The sequence below is a fragment of the Taibaiella sp. KBW10 genome, assembly GCF_003852495.1.
Classification (GTDB): Bacteria; Bacteroidota; Bacteroidia; order Chitinophagales; family Chitinophagaceae; genus Edaphocola.
Genome location: NZ_QAJI01000004.1, coordinates 578,049 through 600,267 on the forward strand (window position 1 = coordinate 578,049; position 22,219 = coordinate 600,267).

21 protein-coding genes are annotated in these 22,219 nt (G+C 40.9%); 5 read left to right on the plus strand and 16 right to left on the minus strand.

Annotated features, from left to right (window positions below):
• Nucleotides 1-31: 31 nt before the first annotated feature.
• The 4 genes from DBR32_RS10230 to DBR32_RS10245 all read right to left on the minus strand — a co-directional run bounded on the left by DBR32_RS10230 (nucleotide 32) and on the right by DBR32_RS10245 (nucleotide 2,826).
• Nucleotides 32-238, minus strand: a complete 207-nt coding sequence (locus DBR32_RS10230) for a hypothetical protein (protein WP_124636214.1) — start codon at nucleotides 236-238, stop codon at nucleotides 32-34.
• Between the two features lie 94 nt (nucleotides 239-332).
• Nucleotides 333-683 carry a hypothetical protein gene (locus DBR32_RS10235; RefSeq protein ID WP_233559712.1) on the minus strand — a complete coding sequence of 117 codons (351 nt, stop codon included), beginning with the start codon at nucleotides 681-683 and terminating at the stop codon, nucleotides 333-335.
• A gap of 365 nt (nucleotides 684-1,048) precedes the next feature.
• Nucleotides 1,049-2,209: a molecular chaperone DnaJ gene (gene dnaJ / locus DBR32_RS10240; RefSeq protein ID WP_124636215.1), complete on the minus strand. Its 1,161-nt coding sequence runs from the start codon at nucleotides 2,207-2,209 to the stop codon at nucleotides 1,049-1,051.
• 47 nt (nucleotides 2,210-2,256) lie between these two features.
• Nucleotides 2,257-2,826 carry a nucleotide exchange factor GrpE gene (locus tag DBR32_RS10245; RefSeq protein WP_124636216.1) on the minus strand — a complete coding sequence of 190 codons (570 nt, stop codon included), beginning with the start codon at nucleotides 2,824-2,826 and terminating at the stop codon, nucleotides 2,257-2,259.
• Nucleotides 2,827-3,116: 290 nt separating this feature from the next.
• On the opposite strand from DBR32_RS10245, the gene DBR32_RS10250 reads away from it, so the two are divergent.
• From DBR32_RS10250 to DBR32_RS10260, 3 genes are all read left to right on the plus strand, one after another.
• Nucleotides 3,117-4,478: a POTRA domain-containing protein gene (locus tag DBR32_RS10250; RefSeq protein ID WP_124636217.1), complete on the plus strand. Its 1,362-nt coding sequence runs from the start codon at nucleotides 3,117-3,119 to the stop codon at nucleotides 4,476-4,478.
• Nucleotides 4,479-4,486: 8 nt separating this feature from the next.
• On the plus strand, nucleotides 4,487-5,365 hold the full coding sequence (locus DBR32_RS10255) for an NAD kinase (protein ID WP_124636218.1): 879 nt from the start codon (nucleotides 4,487-4,489) through the stop codon (nucleotides 5,363-5,365).
• A 68-nt stretch (nucleotides 5,366-5,433) separates the two neighbouring features.
• Nucleotides 5,434-6,015 (plus strand): LemA family protein, encoded by a 582-nt coding sequence (locus DBR32_RS10260; RefSeq protein WP_124636219.1) that lies wholly within the window; start codon nucleotides 5,434-5,436, stop codon nucleotides 6,013-6,015.
• Between the two features lie 78 nt (nucleotides 6,016-6,093).
• Here the strand turns inward: DBR32_RS10260 and DBR32_RS10265 are convergent, their stop codons facing one another.
• The gene (locus DBR32_RS10265; protein WP_124636220.1) at nucleotides 6,094-6,624 is read right to left on the minus strand and encodes an SRPBCC family protein; all 531 of its coding nucleotides are present in this window, start codon (nucleotides 6,622-6,624) and stop codon (nucleotides 6,094-6,096) included.
• Nucleotides 6,625-6,692: 68 nt separating this feature from the next.
• Here DBR32_RS10265 and dtd point away from each other — a divergent pair, with 68 nt between their 5' ends.
• The gene (dtd, locus tag DBR32_RS10270) at nucleotides 6,693-7,145 is read left to right on the plus strand and encodes a D-aminoacyl-tRNA deacylase (RefSeq protein ID WP_124636221.1); all 453 of its coding nucleotides are present in this window, start codon (nucleotides 6,693-6,695) and stop codon (nucleotides 7,143-7,145) included.
• Nucleotides 7,146-7,228: 83 nt separating this feature from the next.
• Here the strand turns inward: dtd and DBR32_RS10275 are convergent, their stop codons facing one another.
• The 3 genes from DBR32_RS10275 to DBR32_RS10285 all read right to left on the minus strand — a co-directional run bounded on the left by DBR32_RS10275 (nucleotide 7,229) and on the right by DBR32_RS10285 (nucleotide 9,742).
• A complete protein-coding gene (locus DBR32_RS10275; protein WP_124636222.1) occupies nucleotides 7,229-8,209 on the minus strand; it encodes a hypothetical protein in 981 nt (326 codons plus the stop codon).
• 80 nt (nucleotides 8,210-8,289) lie between these two features.
• Nucleotides 8,290-8,574: a hypothetical protein gene (locus DBR32_RS10280; protein ID WP_124636223.1), complete on the minus strand. Its 285-nt coding sequence runs from the start codon at nucleotides 8,572-8,574 to the stop codon at nucleotides 8,290-8,292.
• 238 nt (nucleotides 8,575-8,812) lie between these two features.
• Nucleotides 8,813-9,742: a hypothetical protein gene (locus DBR32_RS10285; RefSeq protein WP_124636224.1), complete on the minus strand. Its 930-nt coding sequence runs from the start codon at nucleotides 9,740-9,742 to the stop codon at nucleotides 8,813-8,815.
• 118 nt (nucleotides 9,743-9,860) lie between these two features.
• On the opposite strand from DBR32_RS10285, the gene DBR32_RS10290 reads away from it, so the two are divergent.
• Complete coding sequence (locus DBR32_RS10290; RefSeq protein ID WP_124636225.1) at nucleotides 9,861-12,818, plus strand: hypothetical protein; 2,958 nt, start codon at nucleotides 9,861-9,863, stop codon at nucleotides 12,816-12,818.
• An 80-nt stretch (nucleotides 12,819-12,898) separates the two neighbouring features.
• On the opposite strand, the gene DBR32_RS10295 is transcribed toward DBR32_RS10290, so the two are convergent.
• The 8 genes from DBR32_RS10295 to DBR32_RS10330 form a co-directional block, all read right to left on the minus strand.
• Nucleotides 12,899-13,198 (minus strand): RHS repeat-associated core domain-containing protein, encoded by a 300-nt coding sequence (locus DBR32_RS10295; protein WP_124636226.1) that lies wholly within the window; start codon nucleotides 13,196-13,198, stop codon nucleotides 12,899-12,901.
• A gap of 103 nt (nucleotides 13,199-13,301) precedes the next feature.
• The gene (locus DBR32_RS10300; protein ID WP_124636227.1) at nucleotides 13,302-13,721 is read right to left on the minus strand and encodes a hypothetical protein; all 420 of its coding nucleotides are present in this window, start codon (nucleotides 13,719-13,721) and stop codon (nucleotides 13,302-13,304) included.
• Nucleotides 13,722-13,756: 35 nt separating this feature from the next.
• On the minus strand, nucleotides 13,757-14,761 hold the full coding sequence (locus DBR32_RS10305; protein WP_124636228.1) for an RHS repeat domain-containing protein: 1,005 nt from the start codon (nucleotides 14,759-14,761) through the stop codon (nucleotides 13,757-13,759).
• A gap of 30 nt (nucleotides 14,762-14,791) precedes the next feature.
• On the minus strand, nucleotides 14,792-15,376 hold the full coding sequence (locus DBR32_RS10310) for a hypothetical protein (protein WP_124636229.1): 585 nt from the start codon (nucleotides 15,374-15,376) through the stop codon (nucleotides 14,792-14,794).
• 6 nt (nucleotides 15,377-15,382) lie between these two features.
• Nucleotides 15,383-16,459, minus strand: coding sequence for an RHS repeat-associated core domain-containing protein (locus DBR32_RS10315; RefSeq protein ID WP_158605955.1), 1,077 nt, complete (start codon nucleotides 16,457-16,459; stop codon nucleotides 15,383-15,385).
• Between the two features lie 514 nt (nucleotides 16,460-16,973).
• Nucleotides 16,974-17,810, minus strand: a complete 837-nt coding sequence (locus DBR32_RS10320) for a hypothetical protein (protein WP_124636231.1) — start codon at nucleotides 17,808-17,810, stop codon at nucleotides 16,974-16,976.
• Between the two features lie 10 nt (nucleotides 17,811-17,820).
• Nucleotides 17,821-22,041 carry a DUF6443 domain-containing protein gene (locus tag DBR32_RS10325; RefSeq protein WP_199724443.1) on the minus strand — a complete coding sequence of 1,407 codons (4,221 nt, stop codon included), beginning with the start codon at nucleotides 22,039-22,041 and terminating at the stop codon, nucleotides 17,821-17,823.
• The gene (locus tag DBR32_RS10330) at nucleotides 21,975-22,217 is read right to left on the minus strand and encodes a hypothetical protein (protein ID WP_124636232.1); all 243 of its coding nucleotides are present in this window, start codon (nucleotides 22,215-22,217) and stop codon (nucleotides 21,975-21,977) included. The genes DBR32_RS10325 and DBR32_RS10330 overlap by 67 nt, the downstream gene beginning before the upstream one ends.
• Nucleotides 22,218-22,219: the final 2 nt, after the last annotated feature.

The window sequence follows — 22,219 nt, forward strand, 5'->3', positions numbered from 1 at the left end:
CTATAGACTTTATTGGGCACTCGGATATTGCTCATCTACGCTGATCTTTCTGTGTCTTATGGGGATGATTTCTTTTGTACGGCTGTTGTTTTTTGAGCATATTAGTATCCTGCTGTGTGCTTAACAGCTCCATTGCCGTATTGGGCGTCTTGTACCTTACGAGTTCACTGTTTGTATAGCCTAAAGCAGCACCCATAAAGGCCATTAGCATGGTTGTAATAACTAGTGTACCTTTCATGATAATTCATTTTAAGAGGAATAATGGATCAATATGAAAATCATTTACAATGCTATTGGTTTTTGCTTCCAGAGGGGGCTATTGGAGCAGATATTTACCAGTCTGTTTCAGAATCACTAACGGGAATCTGTTTCAGAAAATCGTCAAAAGCCGGGCCGGTATGATCCGAATTACTACCATACACATCCATAATATAACCGATAGCCTGATCTTTATCCTGTACCAAATAAAGGGCGGTGTTATCAGCCGGATCAGAAAAGCCTTCAAAACGGTAGGTTTTAATAATGGTCAGGTCATCCGGTGTATAGACCTTATCCATGCCTTGCATTTTCCCATGATCCGATAGGAGGAGCTCATTATCGTACCCTTTGTTTTTCAATTTGTTTAATACTTCGCTTAGCGTTCTCATCGGAGAAGGCATCATGTCTTCTGGTTCGTTGTTCATAATTCCTGTTTTTAACGTTAAGGCTGTAAAGCGTATGCCCAACAGCATGAAAATACTTGTATAAATGTAATTATTAAATCACAATAAATTGATTACAAATAAGTTAAAATAAACTAAGGTTTTAGACAAGGCTTTGTTATATACCAATAAATGCTATCGGTCCCATTTAGAATTATGACTGCATTTAAGGGTTTTAATAGATTCCTTCTTTAGTCCGAAGGACACATACGATCTGTATATTTTACTCATTCATTTGACTGTAGCGAAACAAATAAAGCTTTAAAGGAATAATATTTACAAGTGGAATGTCCATAAAAAAAGGGATGATCTGTAGCAGATCATCCCTTCCTCAATATTATACGTATTTAATTAAATACATCTTTTATCTTTTCGAAAAAACTTTTCTCTTTTCGCGCTTCTTCTCCCGGTTGAATATTGGGAGAATCCTTTAAAGATTCAATGGCAATACGCTCCGCGTCACTTAAATGCTGCGGTGTCCATATTTTCACTAAAACCAATTGGTCTCCACGGCCATAGCCATTAATATCGGGGAATCCTTTTCCTTTTAAACGGAAGATCTTACCACTTTGCGTTCCGGCAGGAATCTTGATCTTGGCCTTGCCATCAATGGTAGGCACTTCGATTTGCGATCCAAATACGGCGTCGGGGAAGGATAAAGACAATACATATTGCACATCGCTGCCATCGCGAGTCAATTCTGCATGTTTTTCTTCTTCAATCAGGATAATCAGGTCGCCCGGAGGACCACCACGTTCACCCATATTTCCGCGTCCGCTCATGCTTAACTGCATACCGTCCTGTACACCGGCCGGTACATCGATAGAGATTGTCTCTTCACCATATACTCTGCCCTCGCCTTTACAGCTGGTACATTTAGACGTAATCGTACTGCCCTGGCCATTACAGGTCGGACAGGGAGATACGGTCTGCATCTGCCCCATAAAAGTATTGGTCACGCGCCTTACCTGGCCGCTACCGCCACAGGTATTACATTTCTGCACTGAATTGCTGTCTTTTGCCCCTGTATTATTACAGGTATTACAACCTACATATTTTTTAACCTTAATCTTTTTATTCACGCCGTTGGCAATTTCTGCGTAGGTCAACTTGAGTTTTACCCGCAGGTTAGAACCACGGTTTACCTGTGCACCACCACGGCCACCGCCAAACATATCACCAAAGCCGCCGCCACCGCCGCCGCCGAAGATGTCGCCGAAATGACTGAAGATATCATCCATATTCATGCCACCGCCATTAAAGCCGCCGCCGCCTGCTGCGCCACTCATACCGGCATGACCAAAGCGATCGTATTTCGCTTTTTTATCCTCATTGCTCAGTACATCGTAAGCCTCTGCCGCTTCTTTAAATTTTTCTTCTGCAGCATGGTCGCCGGGATTCCGGTCGGGGTGGTATTGTAATGCTAATTTACGGTAAGCCTTCTTGATTTCGTCGGCTGCTGCCGTTTTGCTTACGCCCAACACCTCATAATAGTCTCTCTTGCTCATGGTTATAATTTGCCTTCGGCTGTATAAAAATAATGTATCTTAAAATCTTATTTACCCACCACTACTTTAGCGTGGCGAATAATTTTGTCGTTTAAATAGTATCCTTTTTGCAATTCATCAATCACTTTACCCTGCATATCCGCATTCGGCGCCGGAATTTCGGTAATGGCTTCATGGAACTCCACATCAAAATCAGCACCTTTTGTTTCCATAGCCTTTAAACCTTTGGCTTCCAGTATCCTTTTCAGTTTATTCAACACCAAAGCAGTTCCGCTTTTGATTTGCGTCAGATCATCAGATTGTTCCATTTGCTGCAAGGCCCTGTCACTATCATCCAGTACATCCAGCAGCTCTACAATTACGTCTTTGCCGGCCGTTTGCATTAATTCCAGGCGTTCTTTGGCATTTCTTTTACGGAAATTATCAAATTCGGCAACCTGGCGTAAATATTTATCTTTCATTTCTGCCAACTCGGCTTTCACTTTCTCTAATTCCGACAATTCGTCACTACCTGTCTGGGCCGTTTCTGATGGGCTTGTCGTGCCGTCATTTGTATTATCCAATGCCTCTTTATTCAAATCCTGCTCCTGATTCCCGTTTTGATCCATTGTTTCCATATATAAATTAGTTTATTAAATGATATGTTTTTGTTTATTATAATAGACATGTTCAATTTTATTGCCAAAGTAAAATTATTGTCAAAATGTCGGAATGGGGCTTGAGTGTATTGCAACGGCCTTATAGGCGGAATCTACACAATAGACTTAGTTAGATAGCTCGCTGCGCTCAAAATGACAAATATGATCACTCTTTCTTTGAAAGACAAGAAATACATCCCCATCCGAAATGATCCGTTAATCCTTCTTTTTGAAGGAGGGCATCCATATAAAATAGTACCTTTGCGCCCGTGCGTCAAAACCTGCTTTTTTTCCTCCTGATGCTCTGTGCTCAATTTTCCACTGCTCAAAACCTGTTTTGTGTGGATTCTATTGCCTTTGAGGGTAATCATCGGTCTAAAGCTTCGGCTTTGTTACGGGACCTGAATATAGCGGAAGGCACTTGTTTTGCACAGGATTCACTGAAAGCGGTACTGGAAGTGGCAGAACAACGTTTGTTCAATACGCAATTATTTAACCAGGTTATCGCCGATACGCAAACAGTAAACGGACGCAATACGGTGCGCTTTAACCTGAAAGAACGTTTTCCTATATTTCCCAAACCGAATCTTGAATTTGCCGATCGTAATTTTAATGTCTGGTGGACGGAGCAAAACCGCAAACTAAACCGTTTGAATGTGGGACTTACCCTATTGCATAATAATGTGAATGGTATGCGTGAGGTGTTGGGTGTGGGGGCACAGGTAGGTTATACCCAAAAATTCTTGCTTAGCTATGAAAAGCCTTTTGTAGATCGCAAGAAACAACATGGCTTTGGTGCTTCGGTACAATACCTGCAAAACCTGGAACTCAGTTACCAAACAGAAGCGAATAAACTCCGGTTTATCCGGTTTGAGCGCCAACCCGCACTACAGCTTTTTGAAGGGGCTTTATGGTATACATACCGACCGCAATTCTCTACCAAACACATCTTCAAAACTACCCTACAGCAATATCGAATTCATGATAGTATTGCAAACCGCTACAATCCAGATTATCTGGGCGAAGGCCGCAAACAGGCTACAGTCCTGGGTTTGGAATACCGTATGGAATGGAACAAGGTGGACAACTGGAACTATCCCTTATCGGGACAGCGCTTTATCGGTATTGCGACCTATCAGCAAATGCTGAACGGAAAAGGTATGCCCAGCATGCACCTGCAATATGACTGGTATAAAAACCCTTATCCACATTGGTATGTTTCTGCTATTGGCCGGGCCAGATGGGCCTTGAACCAAACCGTACCCTATATATTTCAAAGGAATCTGGGGTATGATTATGATGTACTGCGGGGTTATGAGTATTTTGTAATGGATGGCAGTTTATTCGGCCTTGCCCGTCTAAATGTAAAACGGACTTTGATCCATAAAAACATTAAACTACCCATACGGTATTTTCAGGTGATCCCGATTCGTATTTATGCCAAAGCATTTGGTGATGCCGGATATACCTATCAAAAAGAACCGGGCAATAATAGCTTAAACAATAAATTTCTGTATAGCTACGGAATTGGATTAGATATAGTAACTTTATATGACATAAAAATCCGGCTGGAATATACGATCAACAGGCAAGGGCTGAGAGATTTGTATATCCATAAATCGGGAGAATAATTTTGCCCATGAGAATAGCATTATACAACAGGGTTTTTGAACCTACAGACATTCCTTTTTTCCAGCAACTGATTGCTCTGTTACAAGCCCAGCGTTTTGAGATCGTGTTGTACAAAGATTTTTATGAGCGCCTGCAAAGCAGCATGGAGCTTCATTTTACACCTGCTCTATTTACCAGCCACAAGGACCTGAATCAGGATGTAGACCTGATGCTCAGCCTGGGAGGAGACGGTACGATGCTGGACACGGTGTGTTTTGTTCATGATTCGGATATTCCTACTTTAGGTGTAAACCTCGGTAGACTGGGCTTTTTGGCTGATGTAAACCAGCATGAAATTGCTTTTGCGATCAAGGCTTTGGCTTTGGGTTCTTATTCCATAGAAAAACGCTCTTTGATTCACCTCGATTCCAGTGAGTCCTTGTTTGGAGATTATCCCTTTGCCCTGAATGAGTTTACCCTGCACCGGAAGGATTCTTCTTCCATGATCAAGATCCACACATTTTTAAACGGAGATTTCCTGAACACTTATTGGGCTGATGGCCTGATCGTAGCGACCCCGACCGGTTCTACAGGCTATTCTTTAAGTTGTAGCGGACCATTGGTATTCCCAACAGCGGGTAATTTTATCTTAACCCCGGTAGCACCGCATAATTTAAATATACGCCCCATCATTGTTCCGGACGATACGATCATCTCTTTTGAAGTAGAGGGTAGAACCGATCAGTTTCTCTGTACGCTCGATTCCCGTGTAGCTACCATTACCAGTAAGGTGCAGCTGGCCATCAAGAAAGAACGCTTCGGACTGAACCTTATCCGGCTGGATGAACACAACTTTCTCAATACCATTCGCAAAAAACTATATTGGGGTATTGATACCCGAAATTAAAAGCTCCGGTACCCATGTATTGTATTTGGGATTATTGTATTTTTGATAAAATTTAAAAACAAAAAAATATGAAAAAACGCATCTTACCTTTATTAGGCCTCCTTGCTGTAATGTTTTTCTTTAGCTCTTGCAGCTATAATTCTATGGTTAAAAAGGATGAAACCATTAAATCTAAATGGGGCGAAGTACAAACACAATATCAACGCAGATCTGATCTGATCAATAACCTGGTAGCCACGGTAAAAGGTGCTGCTGCCAATGAAAGAGGAACTTTAGAAGCAGTGGTTAATGCCCGTGCAAAAGCCACGCAAATTACCGTAAATGCAGATGATCTTTCTCCGGAAAAAATCAAGGCTTATCAGGCTGCTCAGGGAGAATTAACCCAGGCTTTGGGAAAATTATTATCGATCACAGAAGCTTATCCTGATCTAAAAACGAACCAGAATTTCCTGGCTTTACAGGACGAGATTGCCGGTACAGAAAACAGAATCGGTGTCGCCCGCAAGAACTTCAATGAATCAGTACAGGATTATAATAGCTCGATCAGAACCTTCCCGGCCAATATAACTGCGAAAATGTTCGGTTTTAAAGAGAAAGGATACTTTGAAGCAGATGCTACTTCACAAAAAGCACCGGAAGTAAAATTCTAATCTTATAAAGGAAATAAAAGAAAGACGGCTAGCAAAGTTTGCTAGCCGTCTTTCTTTTTAATTGAAATCTCTTCGTTCTTATTTTGCTTCGCTCATGGCTTTAAGGTTGTTCAAACCCGTGCCATAATCTTTATCCATAAATTTATCCATAAACAAACCCATCACAAAATTCATAGGGTATTGCATTTCGCTGTCCAGGGTCCAGGTCACTTTACTTTTAGTACTATCGCCAGATAATAAAATATTGGCCTGAGAAATGGTTTTGCTTGGGCCGAACTGTAGGTCCAAACCTGTTTTCTCCATGGGCGTCAAGCTGTTTATTTTCATGCTACCATCACCTAATTCTTCGCTTTTCCAAGTGTACGTCGCGCCGACATTACCATCATCTCCGGTAATCTGTGAGGTCATTTTAGGGTCCATTTTCATCCAGGGCATCCATTTGATCATGGAACTCAAAGAGTTCATATTGTTCCATACTTTTTCCTTTCCGGCAGCAATTTCGATGCTTTTTTCGAAATGATATTTTTTAGGAACAATGAGCCCTCCAACCAATACGATTGCAATAATCAGTAATAAGAAGAGGCCTAAAAATTTGAGCACTTTTTTCATAAATACCTTGTTTTTGTTTTCACAAAAATACTACTTTTAGACAAAAAGCAAGAAAACAGGCCAGATTTATGAAGTTAGTGATTCAAAGGGTATCGGAAGCAGCGATCAGCATTGAGGATAAGGTATATGCCCGTATCGACCAGGGACTACTGGTCTTAATTGGCATCGGGCATGAGGATGATGCAAAAGACATCAGCTATTTGGTACAGAAATTAGTACAGTTGCGCATTTTCGGTGATGAACAGGGTTTAATGAACCGTTCGGTCAGAGACATTGACGGCGACATTCTTTTAGTCAGCCAGTTTACTTTATTTGCCGCAACCAAAAAAGGAAACCGGCCTTCTTTTATGCAGGCAGCCAGACCGGATATTGCTGTACCACTTTATGAACAATTTAAAACGGAGCTGGAAGCACACTTGGGAAAACCAGTTGCGACAGGTGTCTTTGGCGCAGATATGAAAGTATCGCTGGTCAATGATGGGCCGGTTACCATCCTGATGGATAGTAAGTTTATTGTATAACAAAGGCAAAGCGGGTGCTTTGCCTTTGTTAGCTTATCTCTAATCATGATTGCAGCGTATCAATTTTTTTAACGGATACTCATTTATTTTATATAATTGGCCAGTTTACGCAAGTCTTTATGCTTAAAATTATAAGAAACTGCTACATAAACAGTGTACAGCATAGCCCCCGTCTTGCTGTCAAATACACTAACGTGCTTATCGGTACTGCTTTTAATATAAGAAAGGTATTTTATGCCATTAGGATTTTGTACCGCCAACCGGTTTAATTCCTTCAGGGACACATAGCGTACCGGATATTTATACGCCGCCTGCAATTCTGCAGCATCCTCTTCCGTATCTTTTTCGCCCATGGTAAACATATTGAATTTGATGTTTACATAGTCCGGAATGTAGAGTGTGTCATTTTTTAAAACCTGCAGGGCTTCTTTATTAATCGTTTCTTTAAAAACAGAACGGGTTTCTTCCTGCAGCAAATGATCATTGATCACTTTCAGGTAACCGCTTAAGGTAACCGGAGACCAGTTGTTTAATTCTGATTTGCCGTATATATAGGGAATAATCTTTTGAGAAAATACTTTGTCTCTGCTGTGCGCATATCTCATGGTTTCGCTATAAGTATCGGCATCGGGATGCAACATAATTTTGGCGTATAACTTCTTATCCGGATTACCCTTCTTATCTTTTTCAAGCATAAATAAATCATAAGAAAGATGGGTATGATAGCTGGTGGTGCTTTGCCCTCTGCGCACGGTCATAAACCCACCAAAGAAAAAGAAGCTGGTTTGTTTTTTATTCGCGGTATTGATGTCTTCGGGTTTTACAATTTTGAAGGGCGTTACCGTCCAGACTTTTGCAATTGCCTCACGATAGGCTTCTTCCTGTGCATAGTCTTTTTCCTGAAGTACGAAGAAAGTGGTGGTTTTTTTAAAAGATTCGAAATCTTCTTTATCGATCTTTCCCGGATTAGGACTGCTTTCATTACTACCTATCTGGATTTGCGCTTTGGCGGATAAGGCCATGCCTAAAAGACAACATAGGATGAGGAGGGCATTTTTGTTCATGCTTTGTTTTTTATGCGGGCAAAAATACTATTTTAGCCCAAAAAGTCGCATGAATCGGTCTTTTTCTTAAGGAATATGGTTTAGCGAATAACATCTGCAAATGCCTGAGTACCATCGATCCGGATATTGGTGATGCCCGTACTTTCAGGATATAATTTCAGCGCAGCTTTCCTGAGTTGCCGGGCTATTTTATTTTCATTGCCGACGCCGGAAGCCCCCTCTGTAGAGATAGCCACGGTGCCCATTACCATGACTCTGGATACGCGCTCATAACTGCCTTCATCATTTTTAGGATGTCGTTCGATATCTTCATTACAAGACCATATTCCACTACTCAAACATAGGAGCCACAATATCTTTCTCAATTCAATTATTTTTCACAAAAATGTGTAAAATAATTGAACTACAAAAATATATTATTTACCTGCAGGATAGGGAGCCGTCTTAATTTATAGGAAATGGCCTGGTTTTATCAAGACAATTACTGCGCGACACAATAGTGCTACCCTTTCGTACTTTAATGAAAACGGAAAAGAGATGATGTATCTATAGCTCAGTTACGGTTTACGAATATCAATTATCGTAAAATGAATAAAAAATGTATCACCAGCGTTTACCCAGGCTAAGCCCTACAAAAAAAGAAGCCTGCCAATGTGTATTTTTATTTTGCGCCATTATCGGAATTTCCTTCAGGTAATAGGCGACATTGGCTCCGATTGTGAATTTCTGTACAAAGCTGGTGTTCCTGTCCGGAGCAAAGATTATTTTGGGGGCCAGGTATATGCCGGGGATATAGTTCAACTCCTTTAATCCATGCGACCATTTATCTGCTCCCAGTATATTGTTGGGACTTAAGAAAAGGTTTTTGTTCTGTTCGGTATACTTTTCGGAGCTGGCATAGGCCTGCTGCGCCGGATCAACACGAATCAGGTTCAGGTAAACCGGTTTTACTAAGGCAAGGGCCATACCCGCCTCCATTCCCAGTTTCAGACTGATCTGATCTTGCAATAAAGCCGGAAATACTATGTACTCTTTACCAATACCCAACTGCAGGGTATAAGCCTTATTCAGCTTGCCCAATGCATAGGGTTTGAAAGCGCCCAGGTCGCGGTAGACGGTTCCTTTACGCTGTTGCCGGATTTCTTTTTCCTGCCTTATCTCTCCAAATTGCAGCCTGATAGTAGTCTGATGTGCTTTTTCTTTGTTCAGCAGGTAGCAGACTTCCCCACTCCATCCGTTGGTATGTAATTGTACCCCCACAAAAATAGCACGGGTATAGCTACTGTCAGTACCCCATTGTTTTAAATGGTTTGTCCAGCCCTTAGCTTTGGATACCTGTTTATTTTTGGCTTTTTGAAGCGTTCCCTTTTGCTGCTGTACCGTTTGCCATACTTTTTCCTGTGCCCATACGGTTTGCCGGGTTATAAAAAAGCAGCTTAACAACAGGATACCATAACACCATGTCTTTCTCTTAAACGATCGAATGATCGTATCGGTACAGGAATATGGCTTTCGGAAAATATGGTTTTTCATTGTGCTCGAGGAACGTACAGGTTTTTAAACGCCCGATACCGTTCAAAGTTTGGTGCAAGTTAAATTTTTATGGTTAATTTGCCACGCTGTCTTTAACAAAACACAAATATCTACAGGTATGCTGCCACAAAAAGAACGACAAATCCTGACCCTTCTGTTTGGGGTTTGCTTTTGTGTTGGCACTGCTTTTACGGTAAAGGCACAAAACGGACTGAGCCCTTCCGGATATACTACCTATTACCGTTTACCTTATCATCAATACCGCTGGCAGCGCTACCAAACTTCTTTTGCCCAGATTTTTTATCCTAAAGACCTGGATAGTGTATGCCGTTTTACCCTGGAGTATTTCCCCCGTATCAAAAAACAAATGGAGCAAAACAGCGGTTTGTCCCTACAGGGTATACCCAGCCTGATTATTTATCCTTCCGTGACGCAGGCCTATGCCAGCAGAATAGGCGGTAATGAATCTATGCCCAATACCTTCCCTACCATTACGACAAAAGGGCACAGGATCATCCTGGGCTTTGAAGGTAGTTACGAAAGGTTTACCGAACAGTTACAGTTGGCCTGCGTACGGAGTATGTGGCAACATACTTTTAATCCAGGCAGCCAAACAAACCTTGCCCCTACTTATGATCCGGATTTGCGCTGGTTTCAGGAAGGAGCGATACGGTATCTGGCTAGGGGGTTTTCTTTAGCAGATTACGGGGCTTTACACCAATTGTTTGAGGCAAAGAATTTGCAGCGCTGGACACAGCTAGCAGAAGGAAATTCAGAAACACAGGCACTGGCTATGCAGGGTTTTTGCTATTTTTTAGCACAGCGATACCGTAAAGATGCGGTGAAACAAGTGGTGTTTCAAATCAAGCGGAAAAAATCTTTAGCTACTGCCCTGCGCCTGGTTTGCAAAAGGGATATGGCTTATCTGCAACAGGCTTATATCGATTTTCTGTATACTGCTTTTCAGGTGGAACCTATACCTGCAATCCCTCCTGAAGATAGTGTAATGACACCCAAACCTATGTATCGTTCCACACTGGATTCGGTGCAAAGGCAGGAGGGCATCAATCAAGTATCGTATACAAAAGACAGCAGTAGTATTGTTTTTGTACAGCATAAAGATCAGCAGCGGACGGTTTGGCTGCTGCAAGGAGGTAAACGACACAAATTATATACTTACAATACGCCACCCTGGATCAATACTCCTTATTTTGATGCCTATCCTCTGGTGACTTTGGATGGGCAGGATATTTATATTGTAAGTGTGTGGCATGGACAATCTGTGGTGTATCGTTATACGACTTCAGGGACAAGGATCGCAACAACTTTATTACCCAAAGGCATAGATGGTGTTAGTAGTTTTATCCCAAAAAACGCTACAGAATGGTGGTTGACCGCCTATACTAAAGGCCGAAGCGATCTGGTCATGTTTCATACGGCTAGCTTGCGCTTAAAGCCTTTGACTGATGATCTTGCGGATAATGATCAGTTGAGGCTATCCCTTGCGGATGCCGGCATACCGGAAAACAAACAACTCATTTTTTATCATTCCGGTTATCCCGGCATACCGGTAGAAGATACCGCACATGAGCATCCTAAGGGCAAGGCTTATGGCTGGTATGGGATTGACCGTTCTGGGAGTACAAAAGAAGAACAGTTTTTGCGCAGTGATAGTGTCGTTTTTGCACAGGCACTGGACGGGCTGAATAAAAGAGAAGCAATGGTTCCTGACTATCAGCGCTATTGGCTGGAAGCCTATCTGCGCCGGAAAAAATCGGAAGATAGCCTTGCTGTACTGGAGGAAAAGTACCGGGCAGCGGATCGCGCGACGCCCTCTTTTCTGCAAGGAGCCCTTAATTATGGTAAGGATACTGCTGCACTTACAGCACAAGATGAGTCTGTTTTCTCTAAAGAAAAGGTACAGCCTTATATCCTGCAGTTAAACAGTCTTTGGTTTAATGCCGGTTTGAATAACGATTATTTTATCAATCGTCTGCAACCTTATCAGGGTTATCTGGGAACCTATAAATTCCCTGAAATTGGTGGTATTTTCAGCAGTGGGTACAGCGATATTTTCGAGCAACATCAGTTTAATATCGGCTACAAACTCCCGGCCGGTACAGAGGGTAGCGATTTTTTTGCGCGCTACCGCAACCTGTGCAAGCGACTGGACTGGTCGCTGCTGTATTACCGAAAAGTGGAAAGCCTGAAACCTGATCCGAAACAAGTATGGGTAGATGCGCGCGGAATGCCTTATCCGGCTACGGCCAAGGTAAAGACTTATTATTATGAATTGGGCTTGAGCTATCCCTTTAATTATTATACAGGGCTGTCTTTTACCTCCGCAATCCGGCAGGGGCGCACGGTTTTCTTAGCGACAGATCAGTATAGCCTGCCCTATCCTGCCCTTCCGGAAACCTGGAATATCAATAGCCTTTCAGTACAATATAACCGTTTACAGGCCACCCGTAAAAACCCGTTTTTTTATAAGGGTATACGCAACAAAATTTTACTGGATGGCATGATGAGTATTGGCAAACAGCAGCAACTGACCTATGCGATCAGCAATGCCTTTGAATGGCATCAGCCGCTACACCCTTCCGTCAATTGGGTGACGGTTTTGAAGCTGGGCTACAGCGGTGGCGATAAAAAGGTCTTGTACAACTTCGGGGGCATGGATAATAATGTGATTGTACGGGTAGATTCTACGGTGCTTTTTAAGCAGCAGGCGCCTTATGCTTTCCAGCAATTGGTCACGCAATTAAGGGGTTTTGAACAGAATAGTTTATACGGCAATGTATTTGGTCTACTGAACACCGATATATCGGTACAGGTCTTTGATGGCTTGTTTGATTACAAAACGCCTTATCGCTTTATTAACAGGATTCAGTTAGGGGCATTTGCAGATGTGGCCCTGGCTAAAGAAACATGGAATCCTGCCGCCATCTGGCAGCATCGGAATAGCTTTGGATTAAGTATGAAAACGGTTTTTGCCAGTTATCCTGTTCGCCTGGACCTGGCGTTCCCCTACAACTTCAGCCATAAGCCTATGTTGCAATTTTCATTAAGGTTATAAGTAGTCGTATATAAATCACCTTTTTTATATTGAACCCTTTCAGAAACATATCTATCCTTATTCCAAATTTCAAAGAATATTCAAATTTCTTTACCGTCAGGATCAATGAACTTTATTGGATTATTAGCCACATAGGCCATAGGGCTTAGTCCATAATATTTATCTGCTGACGGATCTACCCCTTTCCATCTTGCAATTTGCGGATCATATTGTCTAGCACCATATTCATAAGTCTCCAAGCCGAATGATTGCTCCAACTCCTTACCATTATACTTATATGGCTGTGCTGTACCGCCTGCACTGGTTTGAGCCAAAGTCAATCCAAAAAGATAGTAATGATCCTCCTCCAATACCTGGCTGATGTAATGTACACGTATCACATTATCTGGCTATTTAGGAGGAAGCCGATTGAAATTTACAATTATTTAGGTGATTTTCATAAAGACACACATTAAGTTTTTCACAGTACTTTACCTCAATTCCTTATTGTCCATTTATTAAACATAGACCGTATAATCGACTATCATAGAATAAATCACGCACTGTACCTACCTCTTCTATGTGAATAATATCCTTTCCCAAGTGTTTACCACCAAGATGATTAAGAGGCACTATGCTATCTTCAAAGCAGGATTTCAGAATTAGATCATATTTTTTGTTTTCTATTAATTTACTACATGCCAATTTTTTTTCCTCTCCTTTAAACGATAATACTTTAAAAACTGAATCATTCCGTTGAGCATAAATTACATAACCAGCGGTGTACTCTTTAATTTTTATCACTAAATAAGCATTCTTATTATTGATTATATCAGCATTTCTATGTTTACTGTCTTTTGCTGTTCCACAAGAACAGAAAATAAATAGCAAAAAATAATTAATGTAGTAAACGCGATTTTTCATTATCATCTAATTTAAATTTATTTTATAACACAATTTTAAGGATTTACTTGGATTATTAGGGGAGGTTTTACACCATCATCAACACTATATTCCCATTTTACAGTATTCGAAATATCATTTGTTTTTTGGCCATTTGCATCAAATCTATCTTCATAGATTTTTCCGGGCTGTTCTGCGCCAATTGCATTTGTAGCCGCATGAGCAGAATTGTAAAACGAAGCATTTTCTGCAGAATTTACTGCTCCAACCCCCGATTGCTGCGACTCCACAGCTCCCTCATATGCCTCTATTGTTTCATGCATCATATTTGCACCAGGTTTATTGTAATAATTGTCCATAATTCCCATAACTTCTGGTTTTATAAGCTGAATAGCAGATACCTTATTGTCAAAATTTCCAGGAAAAGACCCTTTATCAACATTGTTACCCATAAAACCGGCGGTTACCAAATGTTTAGAATCTGTCGTTCCCATATTGACTTTAATAGTTGGATCATTAATAGCTTGTTCTAAGCGTTTATCTGTGGCTGTAATCGCAGTACCCGTAGCATTAATCTTTCCGCTAACAGGATCTCTGGTAATATTTAATGATGTTCCGGCATTCAATTGATTTGTTGCCATTACTGCTTCTTGATATTTTTTATTATCTTTCATATTTACAATAGAGACACCGGGATTAATATAAACCTCTGGTTTCATTCCATCCGGATCAACAAACCTTATTGGGTTATTAAACGCATAGTTATAAGGGGAATACCTTCTCATCTGTTCTGCTAAAGGATCAATACCAAACCATCGACCTAACTGTGGATCTTGCATTCTGGCACCATAATCATACATCTCCAAGCCAAAAGATTTCTCCAGCTCCTTACCATTATACTTATACTGCTGTGGCGTACTTCCTGCACTTGTTTGCGCCAAAGTTAACCCAAACGGATAGTAATGATCCTCCTCCAGTACCTGACCGCTATAATGCGATACCTGTACGTTATCAAACCAAACATCGGTACCGATATTTCTATTGTCTACATACACGATCACATAAAAAAATTGAGTGGCTTAAGTGCTGATTTATTTTGGAGAATGGCTTAATTTCTGTGCTTTTGACTTCTGTATAGGTTTTTTATTTTTGATATTGATAGGTATTTTATTTATCAATGTTTTGATACCTATCGGCTTTATGGCCTGATGCTGATATTCAAAATGCAAGGATGCCCCATCATTTACCTGTATATCAAAATAATTACGACTACAAACAAAAGGCCAATTATCAGAATATACTTTATAGCTGATTATTACAGGCAGGATATAAAACTGCTCATATTCGTAACAGTCGCTACTGTCTTTCCCTTTATATAAAAAGGCTGCATTTTTTAATGGCAGGCGGTTATGAATAGAATCCACCCTTAAACCTTTCTTGAACGATATGGCTATATTGGGTTCTGTAAGCCAGTTGCTATCAAAATCGGATACAGGAAAGAAAAAATCGTGAAATCCTAACAATCTCATTTCTTCTCCTCTGTAATCATACAAGTAATTATAAGTGGATAAAAAAAGAAAGCCTTTTTGCTCCTTTACAACAATGGTATCACTTTGAGCAGTGCTAATAAATACAGAACTCACCAGTAAGCTTATAATAGTTATTGTTTTTTTCATAATATATTATCTTTTTATCCAGCCACTAGGTATATCTCCCTCGGCTACTGATGAATTAATTACACCAACCCCACCACTCGGCACTTTTAAAGTAGAAGAACGGTATGGGGGTAGTAGATGCTTCTGCCCCTGATTGACTTTAAAATCATAATAATGTACATAGTCATTATAATGGGTCTGTACCAAATTTAATTTTGATCTTCCCATCAAATCATTTTTAAATCCTTCGTGAGTAAATGAAGACCATTCTTTTTGATTTTTAGAATTCATATAATCTGTATATCTATCTCTTAATCCGAACATATGCCCCATTTCGTGAACCGCTACATTCCCACCCGTATTTTGAATGTATCCCATATTGCCCTGTACGTTGGGACGTTTACCTCCTCCGGGTTGATTCAACCCTGCGTTTTCATTATCAACAACCATTATGTTCTCACCTGTCTTTAAATCTCCTTTTGTTATCGTTTCATTTATCTCTGCCGTAACATCAAATTTAACGGTGTATTCCAGATCCCCCTCTGTTCCTGTCCTTCCCTTGAATGTGGATTGTAAATCTGCATTGATTTGCTTCATATACTCTGCACGAGCTTCATTTCCTTTTGGTAAATCCTTACCTTGAAAATATACCTTAGCACTTATCGTTAGTGTATTGGTTGCCTTGTCAAAGGTCATTGTCGCATCCTTTCCATTAGGATCTATATAGTTGATAGGACTATTATTCATCGAACCGTAAGGTGATATATGTGTATAGCGGTCTGCATGAGGATCTAACTGCCAAGTTCTTGCTAATTGAGGGTCTACCATCCTCGCACTAAAGTCATACATTTCCAAACCAAAACCCTTCTCCAACTCCTTACCCTGATACTTATAAGGCTGTGGTGTACTGATAGTATTATTGTTCTCCGTAATCGCCAGCCCGAATGGATAATAATGATCCTCCTCCAGTACCTGACCACTGTAATGCGATACCTGGACATTATCAAACCATACATCGGTACCGATATTTCGGTTGTCTACATACACGATCACATAACCGGGTTCCGTCGATACCACGGGGGTATGGCTTATATTGTTAAACACACCGGGAGTTGCCGTAATGGGATGGCTACCGCCCAGGTCACGATATTCTCAAATTGAAAAACTCCTAAAAATATTTAAACAATGATTTTATTTATACTTAATTGAATGAATTATATATAGGACTTGATTTTGCGTAGTAGAATCGAGATCTTTTCCATACATAGAAAAACGCATTCCATTTTTTAAATTGGGGGTATTATATATTCCCGTTATTCCTTTACCAATTCTCTTTGGCTGAACGACTTTTCCAACTCCTTACCATTATACTTATATGGCTGTGGCGTACTTCCATTATTACTTTCCGCGTTGGTTAATCCAAAGGATAATAGTATGTATAATTATTTTATTAGTTCAGGTAAATTAGATTGCACTGTCTTTCTTCCCTCATCTGTTTTTCGTGCTATATTAATTAAATAGTCGTTACTAAAAAGTAGAGGAATAATCATTTCTGTCTATTCCTCCTTAAAACCATTAAAATTATTAGAATACTATTGAATTTCAGTTAATTCATATTTTACTTCTCTATAACAGTTCTAATAAACACTGGAATTCTAACTTTACCTCCATATACATCATTTAATATAATAGCAACTGGAGTTCCCGACTTCGACATTTCATACTCATAGAAGGGGTCTGTTAGAGAATAAAAATTTGAGTATTTAGTTAGAGCATAGGAAGGAGGCGAACCGAATGATTCCTTAAAGAGATTGGGGAAATCATGAGAGAATTTCAACCAGTCTTTTGATTTGATGATTTCTTGATCTTTTGGGGATAATAATTGCCAATAGTCTAAATCAACAAAATATCGGGAATTATCAAAATTGATTTGATTATTCTTATTAGCGTATGAATAATAATCAGGAAATAATTTCTTGAATAGTTTAAAATTTATTGCATCCAAAGATAATTCAAAATTAGATATGTTCTTTTTAAACAAAAGGCGGCCCGCAAAGTCATATAAAACAATATTATACTGACTCTCCATTGCCCTTGATAATCCCAAAATCAGTTTATTTGAATCATTAATGATCAAATTGTCTATCGGAATTGTTGGGACAACAATTGATTTATAACTCGACTTATTTGTTATATAAAGCAGTGAGAAATTATTAAAACTATCAGCAAAAATACCATCACGAGCAAAAAGTACTTTTTTATCTAATCCCATCTTTCGATGTAAAACATGATAAACTTCTAATTTATTGCTACTATATTTTACGGAGTCTGTAGAAGAATAAAAATATTCCTCTTTATATGTTCTTCCTAAAGAATCTTTTTGTGCATACATACTATAATTATTACAAAATAAAGATAGTAGAGCAATTATTTGGGTTTTAAATATAGTCTTCATAAATATAAACTTATTTAGTAGCATTAAATCTAGTTTTCTGTTCTTCTTGTGAGGGATTCAAATTTACATCGCTGGTATTATTACGATAATCTATATCCGCATCGTGGTTTTTTCTTTTTTGTTGATGTGATCCTTTACTACCATTTTTTGCCTTTTCTAAGGCATTTATCTGGTCAATATAAACCATTTCATGTTTCTCAGTATTTTCTCTCTCTTCTTTTGTTCCATACTGTGCATCATAACCGAAATTTTCCTCTTCTGTATCAGCTATATATTTTGACCATGCTTTTCCCCCAATACCAAAAGCCAAGGCATTAATCATATTGACTACATGACCTAATTCATGTACAAGTACGGTAGATGGTGACATCATCCCTTCTACAAATGGCCCATCTCCAACTAAAACTTTGGAATTGTAATCCCATTCTAACTTCCCTAAATTTACATCTTCATTTTTACGATCATTAACAATTGGCTGAAAATGATTGACGTCTCTATCAGCTACAGTTGCATCTCTAAAATTAATATTTACTACCTTTTCACTATTACCTACAGTATTCCAAATTTCCTTTCCCATGTTTGTCTGCATAGAATACACTGCTGCCTCATGAACTTTCATAAGTATCTCAGGAGAACCGGCTGCTGGTTTAACACCTGGTGTATATTGATACGATTCTTTGTTATGATGCACCACAATTTTCTTTCCATCAGGATCAATATATTTAACAGGATTATTTGCTACATAAACAAAAGGACTTATTCCGTAGTACTTATTAGCTAACGGATCAACCCCCTTCCATCTTGCAATTTGCGGATCATATTGTCTAGCACCATATTCATACGTCTCCAATCCAAAACTCTTCTCCAACTCCTTACCATTGTACTTATACGGCTGTGGCGTACCGCCTGCACTGGTTTGCGCCAAAGTCAGCCCAAACGGATAGTAATGATCCTCCTCTAATACCTGACCGCTGTAATGCGATACCTGTACATTATCAAACCATACATCGGTACCTATGTTTCTGTTATCTACATACACGATCACATAACCCGGTTCGGTGGAGACCACTGGGGTATGGCTTATATTGTTAAACACACCGGGAGTTGCCGTAACCGGAAGGCTACCACTGATTTGGTTCATCAGCTTCATATTTTTATCAAAGAACAAATAGTTCAGGCCTGCCTTGGGGCCATTGCCGGTATAAGTTTGATTCAGGATGTTTTCCAATTGGTTGCCCAGTCCAGCATTGCCCAAAGCCTGGTTGATCAGGTTGCTGCTATTACCGCTCTCACTTACTGGCATACCGCCTACGGTACCACCGGTTAAGGCAGCGGTTAATGAAGTTACGATATCTTCGGCAGAACTATTGTCTAGCTCATGATTGGGTTCTGTTTCATAATAGGCATCGGTGGCAAAGGTCAGTTTATCGCCGGGCATTACGCGCAGCATTATAGCGGTACCAATGCGTTTATTGGGATTATTGGCGATCAGTTTTGCGGCCTTCACATCATCTGGATTTATACTGCCCGGTTTATCCTCTCTTACCGCGGCAATATTATCAAAGACCAGTTGCTCGGCATTGGCGGTGGCTATTTCATGACGTGCCAGGTACTGTGCACTATCCGGTGCAGCACTGATTGTACTGCGTACATTCCCCAAATGATCTTTGATAAAGTAATCGTATACAAATTTGGTCTGCCCGCTCTGGCTGCCGCTGGTCACGCCTTGCGGACGGCTTCTACCTTCTTCATTAATTATATATTGCAGTTGGTCGTCTTTGTACACAAAGTTGCCGATATAGTCCCATATCTCGGTAGTGGCGTTGGTATAGTCTTTGATCTTCTTTCTTAAACGGTTGCCTGCGGCATCGTAGGTATAAGTGATCTTGCCTTTACTACCAACCGCGATTAGCTCCGGCTTGTTCAGGTAGTTATAGACCACTTTGGTGATGTCTTTATTGGCATCGCTCAGCAGGTTGCCGTTATCGTCATAGGTATATTCTTCATCCTCATTGGCATTGTCTTTAAAGTCGGGTAAGGCATTGGTGGTCGCGGCGGCTACGGCATCGCTTACTTTAACCAGTTTATTGCTGTTGGGTGCATAGGTATAGCTCAGTATATCCATATCGCCGGGGCTGCCGCCAATATTGCCTCTGTGGTTCATGGTCTGGATATTGCCTAAAGCATCGTAGCTGATATTACTGTTGGTATAATCGAAATTGTCTTTTACCCAATTATTCGGGCTGGCAATATTATTACGGTACTCGGCATGGGTCAGTCTGTTTACTTGATCATAGCTATAGCCATAAGCATGTTTCTGTGCATTATCATCGGTATTATAATAGTTCCAGGTAATCCCTGCAATATTGCCATTGTATAGTTTGCTGCCAAAGCCTTGGTCATAATGCAGGGTCTCATTAAAGTAGTTAATGTCCTGGTCTACAGGATTGCGTGCCTGGATATGTTTGAGCCAGCCCCGGATATTGTATTCCTGCAAAACATTGGCGATGGTGTATTGCTTGACAACGGGCTGTCCTAAATGGTTGTAATCGTAATAGGCGATGTTATAAGCGGTACCGTCATTGATGCTTTGCTGTATGTTCCAAACCTGGTCATTACCCCCAAAGCCGAGGTTGCGTTTGTATTTCTTATCGAGTTTAATACTGGTTAAGGCGGCATTGGCACCGGGAATGATCTTGGCATCGGGGTTCTGATGGTAGTTTACATTTTCATAAGCCATGCCCTGGAAAAAGTAAAGGTTGCTGTTGATCTCGGTACCGCCTTTCAGGTTGTTCTGCTGGCTTTGGATCATCCGGCCTTTGGCATCGTAATAGTTTACGGTGGTGATCCAATCATTGCCATTGGGGTTTTCCGGGTCCATGATCCTTAGTTTCGTTCCGGTCACCAGGCCTTTTACACTATTGCTGTTGATGGAGGGCACAATGGTGTTGTCATTTGTCGGGGGTGCCGGTACTTTGGAAGGATCGAAGCTAAAACCGCTTAACTGTGTATAGTTATCATAATAGGTATAACTCAGGATCGTGGCATCTGTTATATCGGATGGGTAGCTGTTGAACTGGCTATAATTGTTCAGGTAATATCCTGCTTCCGGTGCGGTATACCCGCTACTGTTGATCATAAGGTTCAGGTCTTCTCTGGAATTGGTGGTGTTCCATAATGCGGTTACGGTAGGCCGGTTCAGCGCATCATAGATCGTCATAAACCACTGTTCCCGGGCCCGCAGATTCCCGTCCTGGCTGAGTACGGGGCGGTCTCTTTTATCATAGACGATGTACTCTACGGCTTTTCCGGGAATTTTCTTTTCGGTCACCCTGCCGCGTGCATCATACACATAGCTGTAACACAGCTCGGCTAATTGCTCTTCTGTAGGTACGGTCCAGTTATGGTTATAATGGCTGATGGGCGGATAAATGTTTGGATTGCCCGGCTTCTGCTCTATCGTAAAGGAGCAGGAGGACGGTGGTAATACAAAACGCAATCTCCCTAAGTCATCATAAACATAAAAGGTATAGTGGTAATTGGCCGGGAACATCGCTGCCGGTGCACCGGCAGGATACAAACTGTTGATGAGCTGTTTTGCTAAGGTTCTTTTGATCACGACTCTGCCCAACTTGTCTTTGATCTCTTCGCTCACATGGCCGTCTTCGTCGGTCACTGTAGTGATATATAGGGTGCCGTTGGCATAGTTCTCTTTGTACTTTACCGTATTGTTGCCCGGCTCTACTATAAATCGTGGGAAACTCCCATTGACGATAATGGTCGGGATGGGGTTATTGATGGTACCGCTCATGTATTGCGGACTGGTATTGGTGCTGTATTGCATACTCGTACCGCGGTTACTGCCCACCCAGCTTTTACCGGGTGCCAGTTGTTTGGTAACGCGGTTTAAGGGAGAGTTATCATATTCTGTTTTGCTATAGGGCAATTCTCCCTGTGCTAGGGGGTAAAAGGTTTCGACGCGTGCTTTTGGGGAATAGTCGATCTGTCCACCGGAACTGACTTCTTGCTTGGCATTGGGCAGGTATTGGAGGGCTTCTCTTCCGGCGGCATCATAGATATGGTATTGCACCAGGTCATTGCCATCGGCATGGGCTCTTTTTTGTACGGTTTGTAAGGGACGACCCAGGCCGTCTACAAAATCGGTTACCTGACGGTGTTTAATATTATTGTTCTGTATGGTGGTGGGCGCATCGGGAATCCAGGTGCGCACATAGTTTTCTTCAGGGTAGAAGCAAAATTGTACAAACCGGGATAACTGCTGACCGGTGCAGGCGCGGTTACCGCAGCCGGAATATTAGTGGCCGGATCGGACACTTGCTGTGCACTGAGGGTATAGGTGCTACCCAACAGTAAACCATTAAGGAGGAGGATATATTTTGAGGACATGT

Excerpts from the sequence above, each read along its gene's own strand:
- DBR32_RS10230 (WP_124636214.1), bottom strand. The coding sequence starts at position 238 with ATGAAAGGTACACTAGTTATTACAACCATGCTAATGGCCTTTATGGGT.
- DBR32_RS10235 (WP_233559712.1), bottom strand. The coding sequence starts at position 683 with ATGAACAACGAACCAGAAGACATGATGCCTTCTCCGATGAGAACGCTA.
- dnaJ (WP_124636215.1), bottom strand. The coding sequence starts at position 2,209 with ATGAGCAAGAGAGACTATTATGAGGTGTTGGGCGTAAGCAAAACGGCA.
- DBR32_RS10245 (WP_124636216.1), bottom strand. The coding sequence starts at position 2,826 with ATGGAAACAATGGATCAAAACGGGAATCAGGAGCAGGATTTGAATAAA.
- DBR32_RS10255 (WP_124636218.1), top strand. The coding sequence starts at position 4,487 with ATGAGAATAGCATTATACAACAGGGTTTTTGAACCTACAGACATTCCT.
- DBR32_RS10260 (WP_124636219.1), top strand. The coding sequence starts at position 5,434 with ATGAAAAAACGCATCTTACCTTTATTAGGCCTCCTTGCTGTAATGTTT.
- DBR32_RS10265 (WP_124636220.1), bottom strand. The coding sequence starts at position 6,624 with ATGAAAAAAGTGCTCAAATTTTTAGGCCTCTTCTTATTACTGATTATT.
- dtd (WP_124636221.1), top strand. The coding sequence starts at position 6,693 with ATGAAGTTAGTGATTCAAAGGGTATCGGAAGCAGCGATCAGCATTGAG.
- DBR32_RS10275 (WP_124636222.1), bottom strand. The coding sequence starts at position 8,209 with ATGAACAAAAATGCCCTCCTCATCCTATGTTGTCTTTTAGGCATGGCC.
- DBR32_RS10285 (WP_124636224.1), bottom strand. The coding sequence starts at position 9,742 with ATGAAAAACCATATTTTCCGAAAGCCATATTCCTGTACCGATACGATC.
- DBR32_RS10290 (WP_124636225.1), top strand. The coding sequence starts at position 9,861 with ATGCTGCCACAAAAAGAACGACAAATCCTGACCCTTCTGTTTGGGGTT.
- DBR32_RS10300 (WP_124636227.1), bottom strand. The coding sequence starts at position 13,721 with ATGAAAAATCGCGTTTACTACATTAATTATTTTTTGCTATTTATTTTC.
- DBR32_RS10310 (WP_124636229.1), bottom strand. The coding sequence starts at position 15,376 with ATGAAAAAAACAATAACTATTATAAGCTTACTGGTGAGTTCTGTATTT.
- DBR32_RS10320 (WP_124636231.1), bottom strand. The coding sequence starts at position 17,810 with ATGAAGACTATATTTAAAACCCAAATAATTGCTCTACTATCTTTATTT.
- DBR32_RS10330 (WP_124636232.1), bottom strand. The coding sequence starts at position 22,217 with ATGTCCTCAAAATATATCCTCCTCCTTAATGGTTTACTGTTGGGTAGC.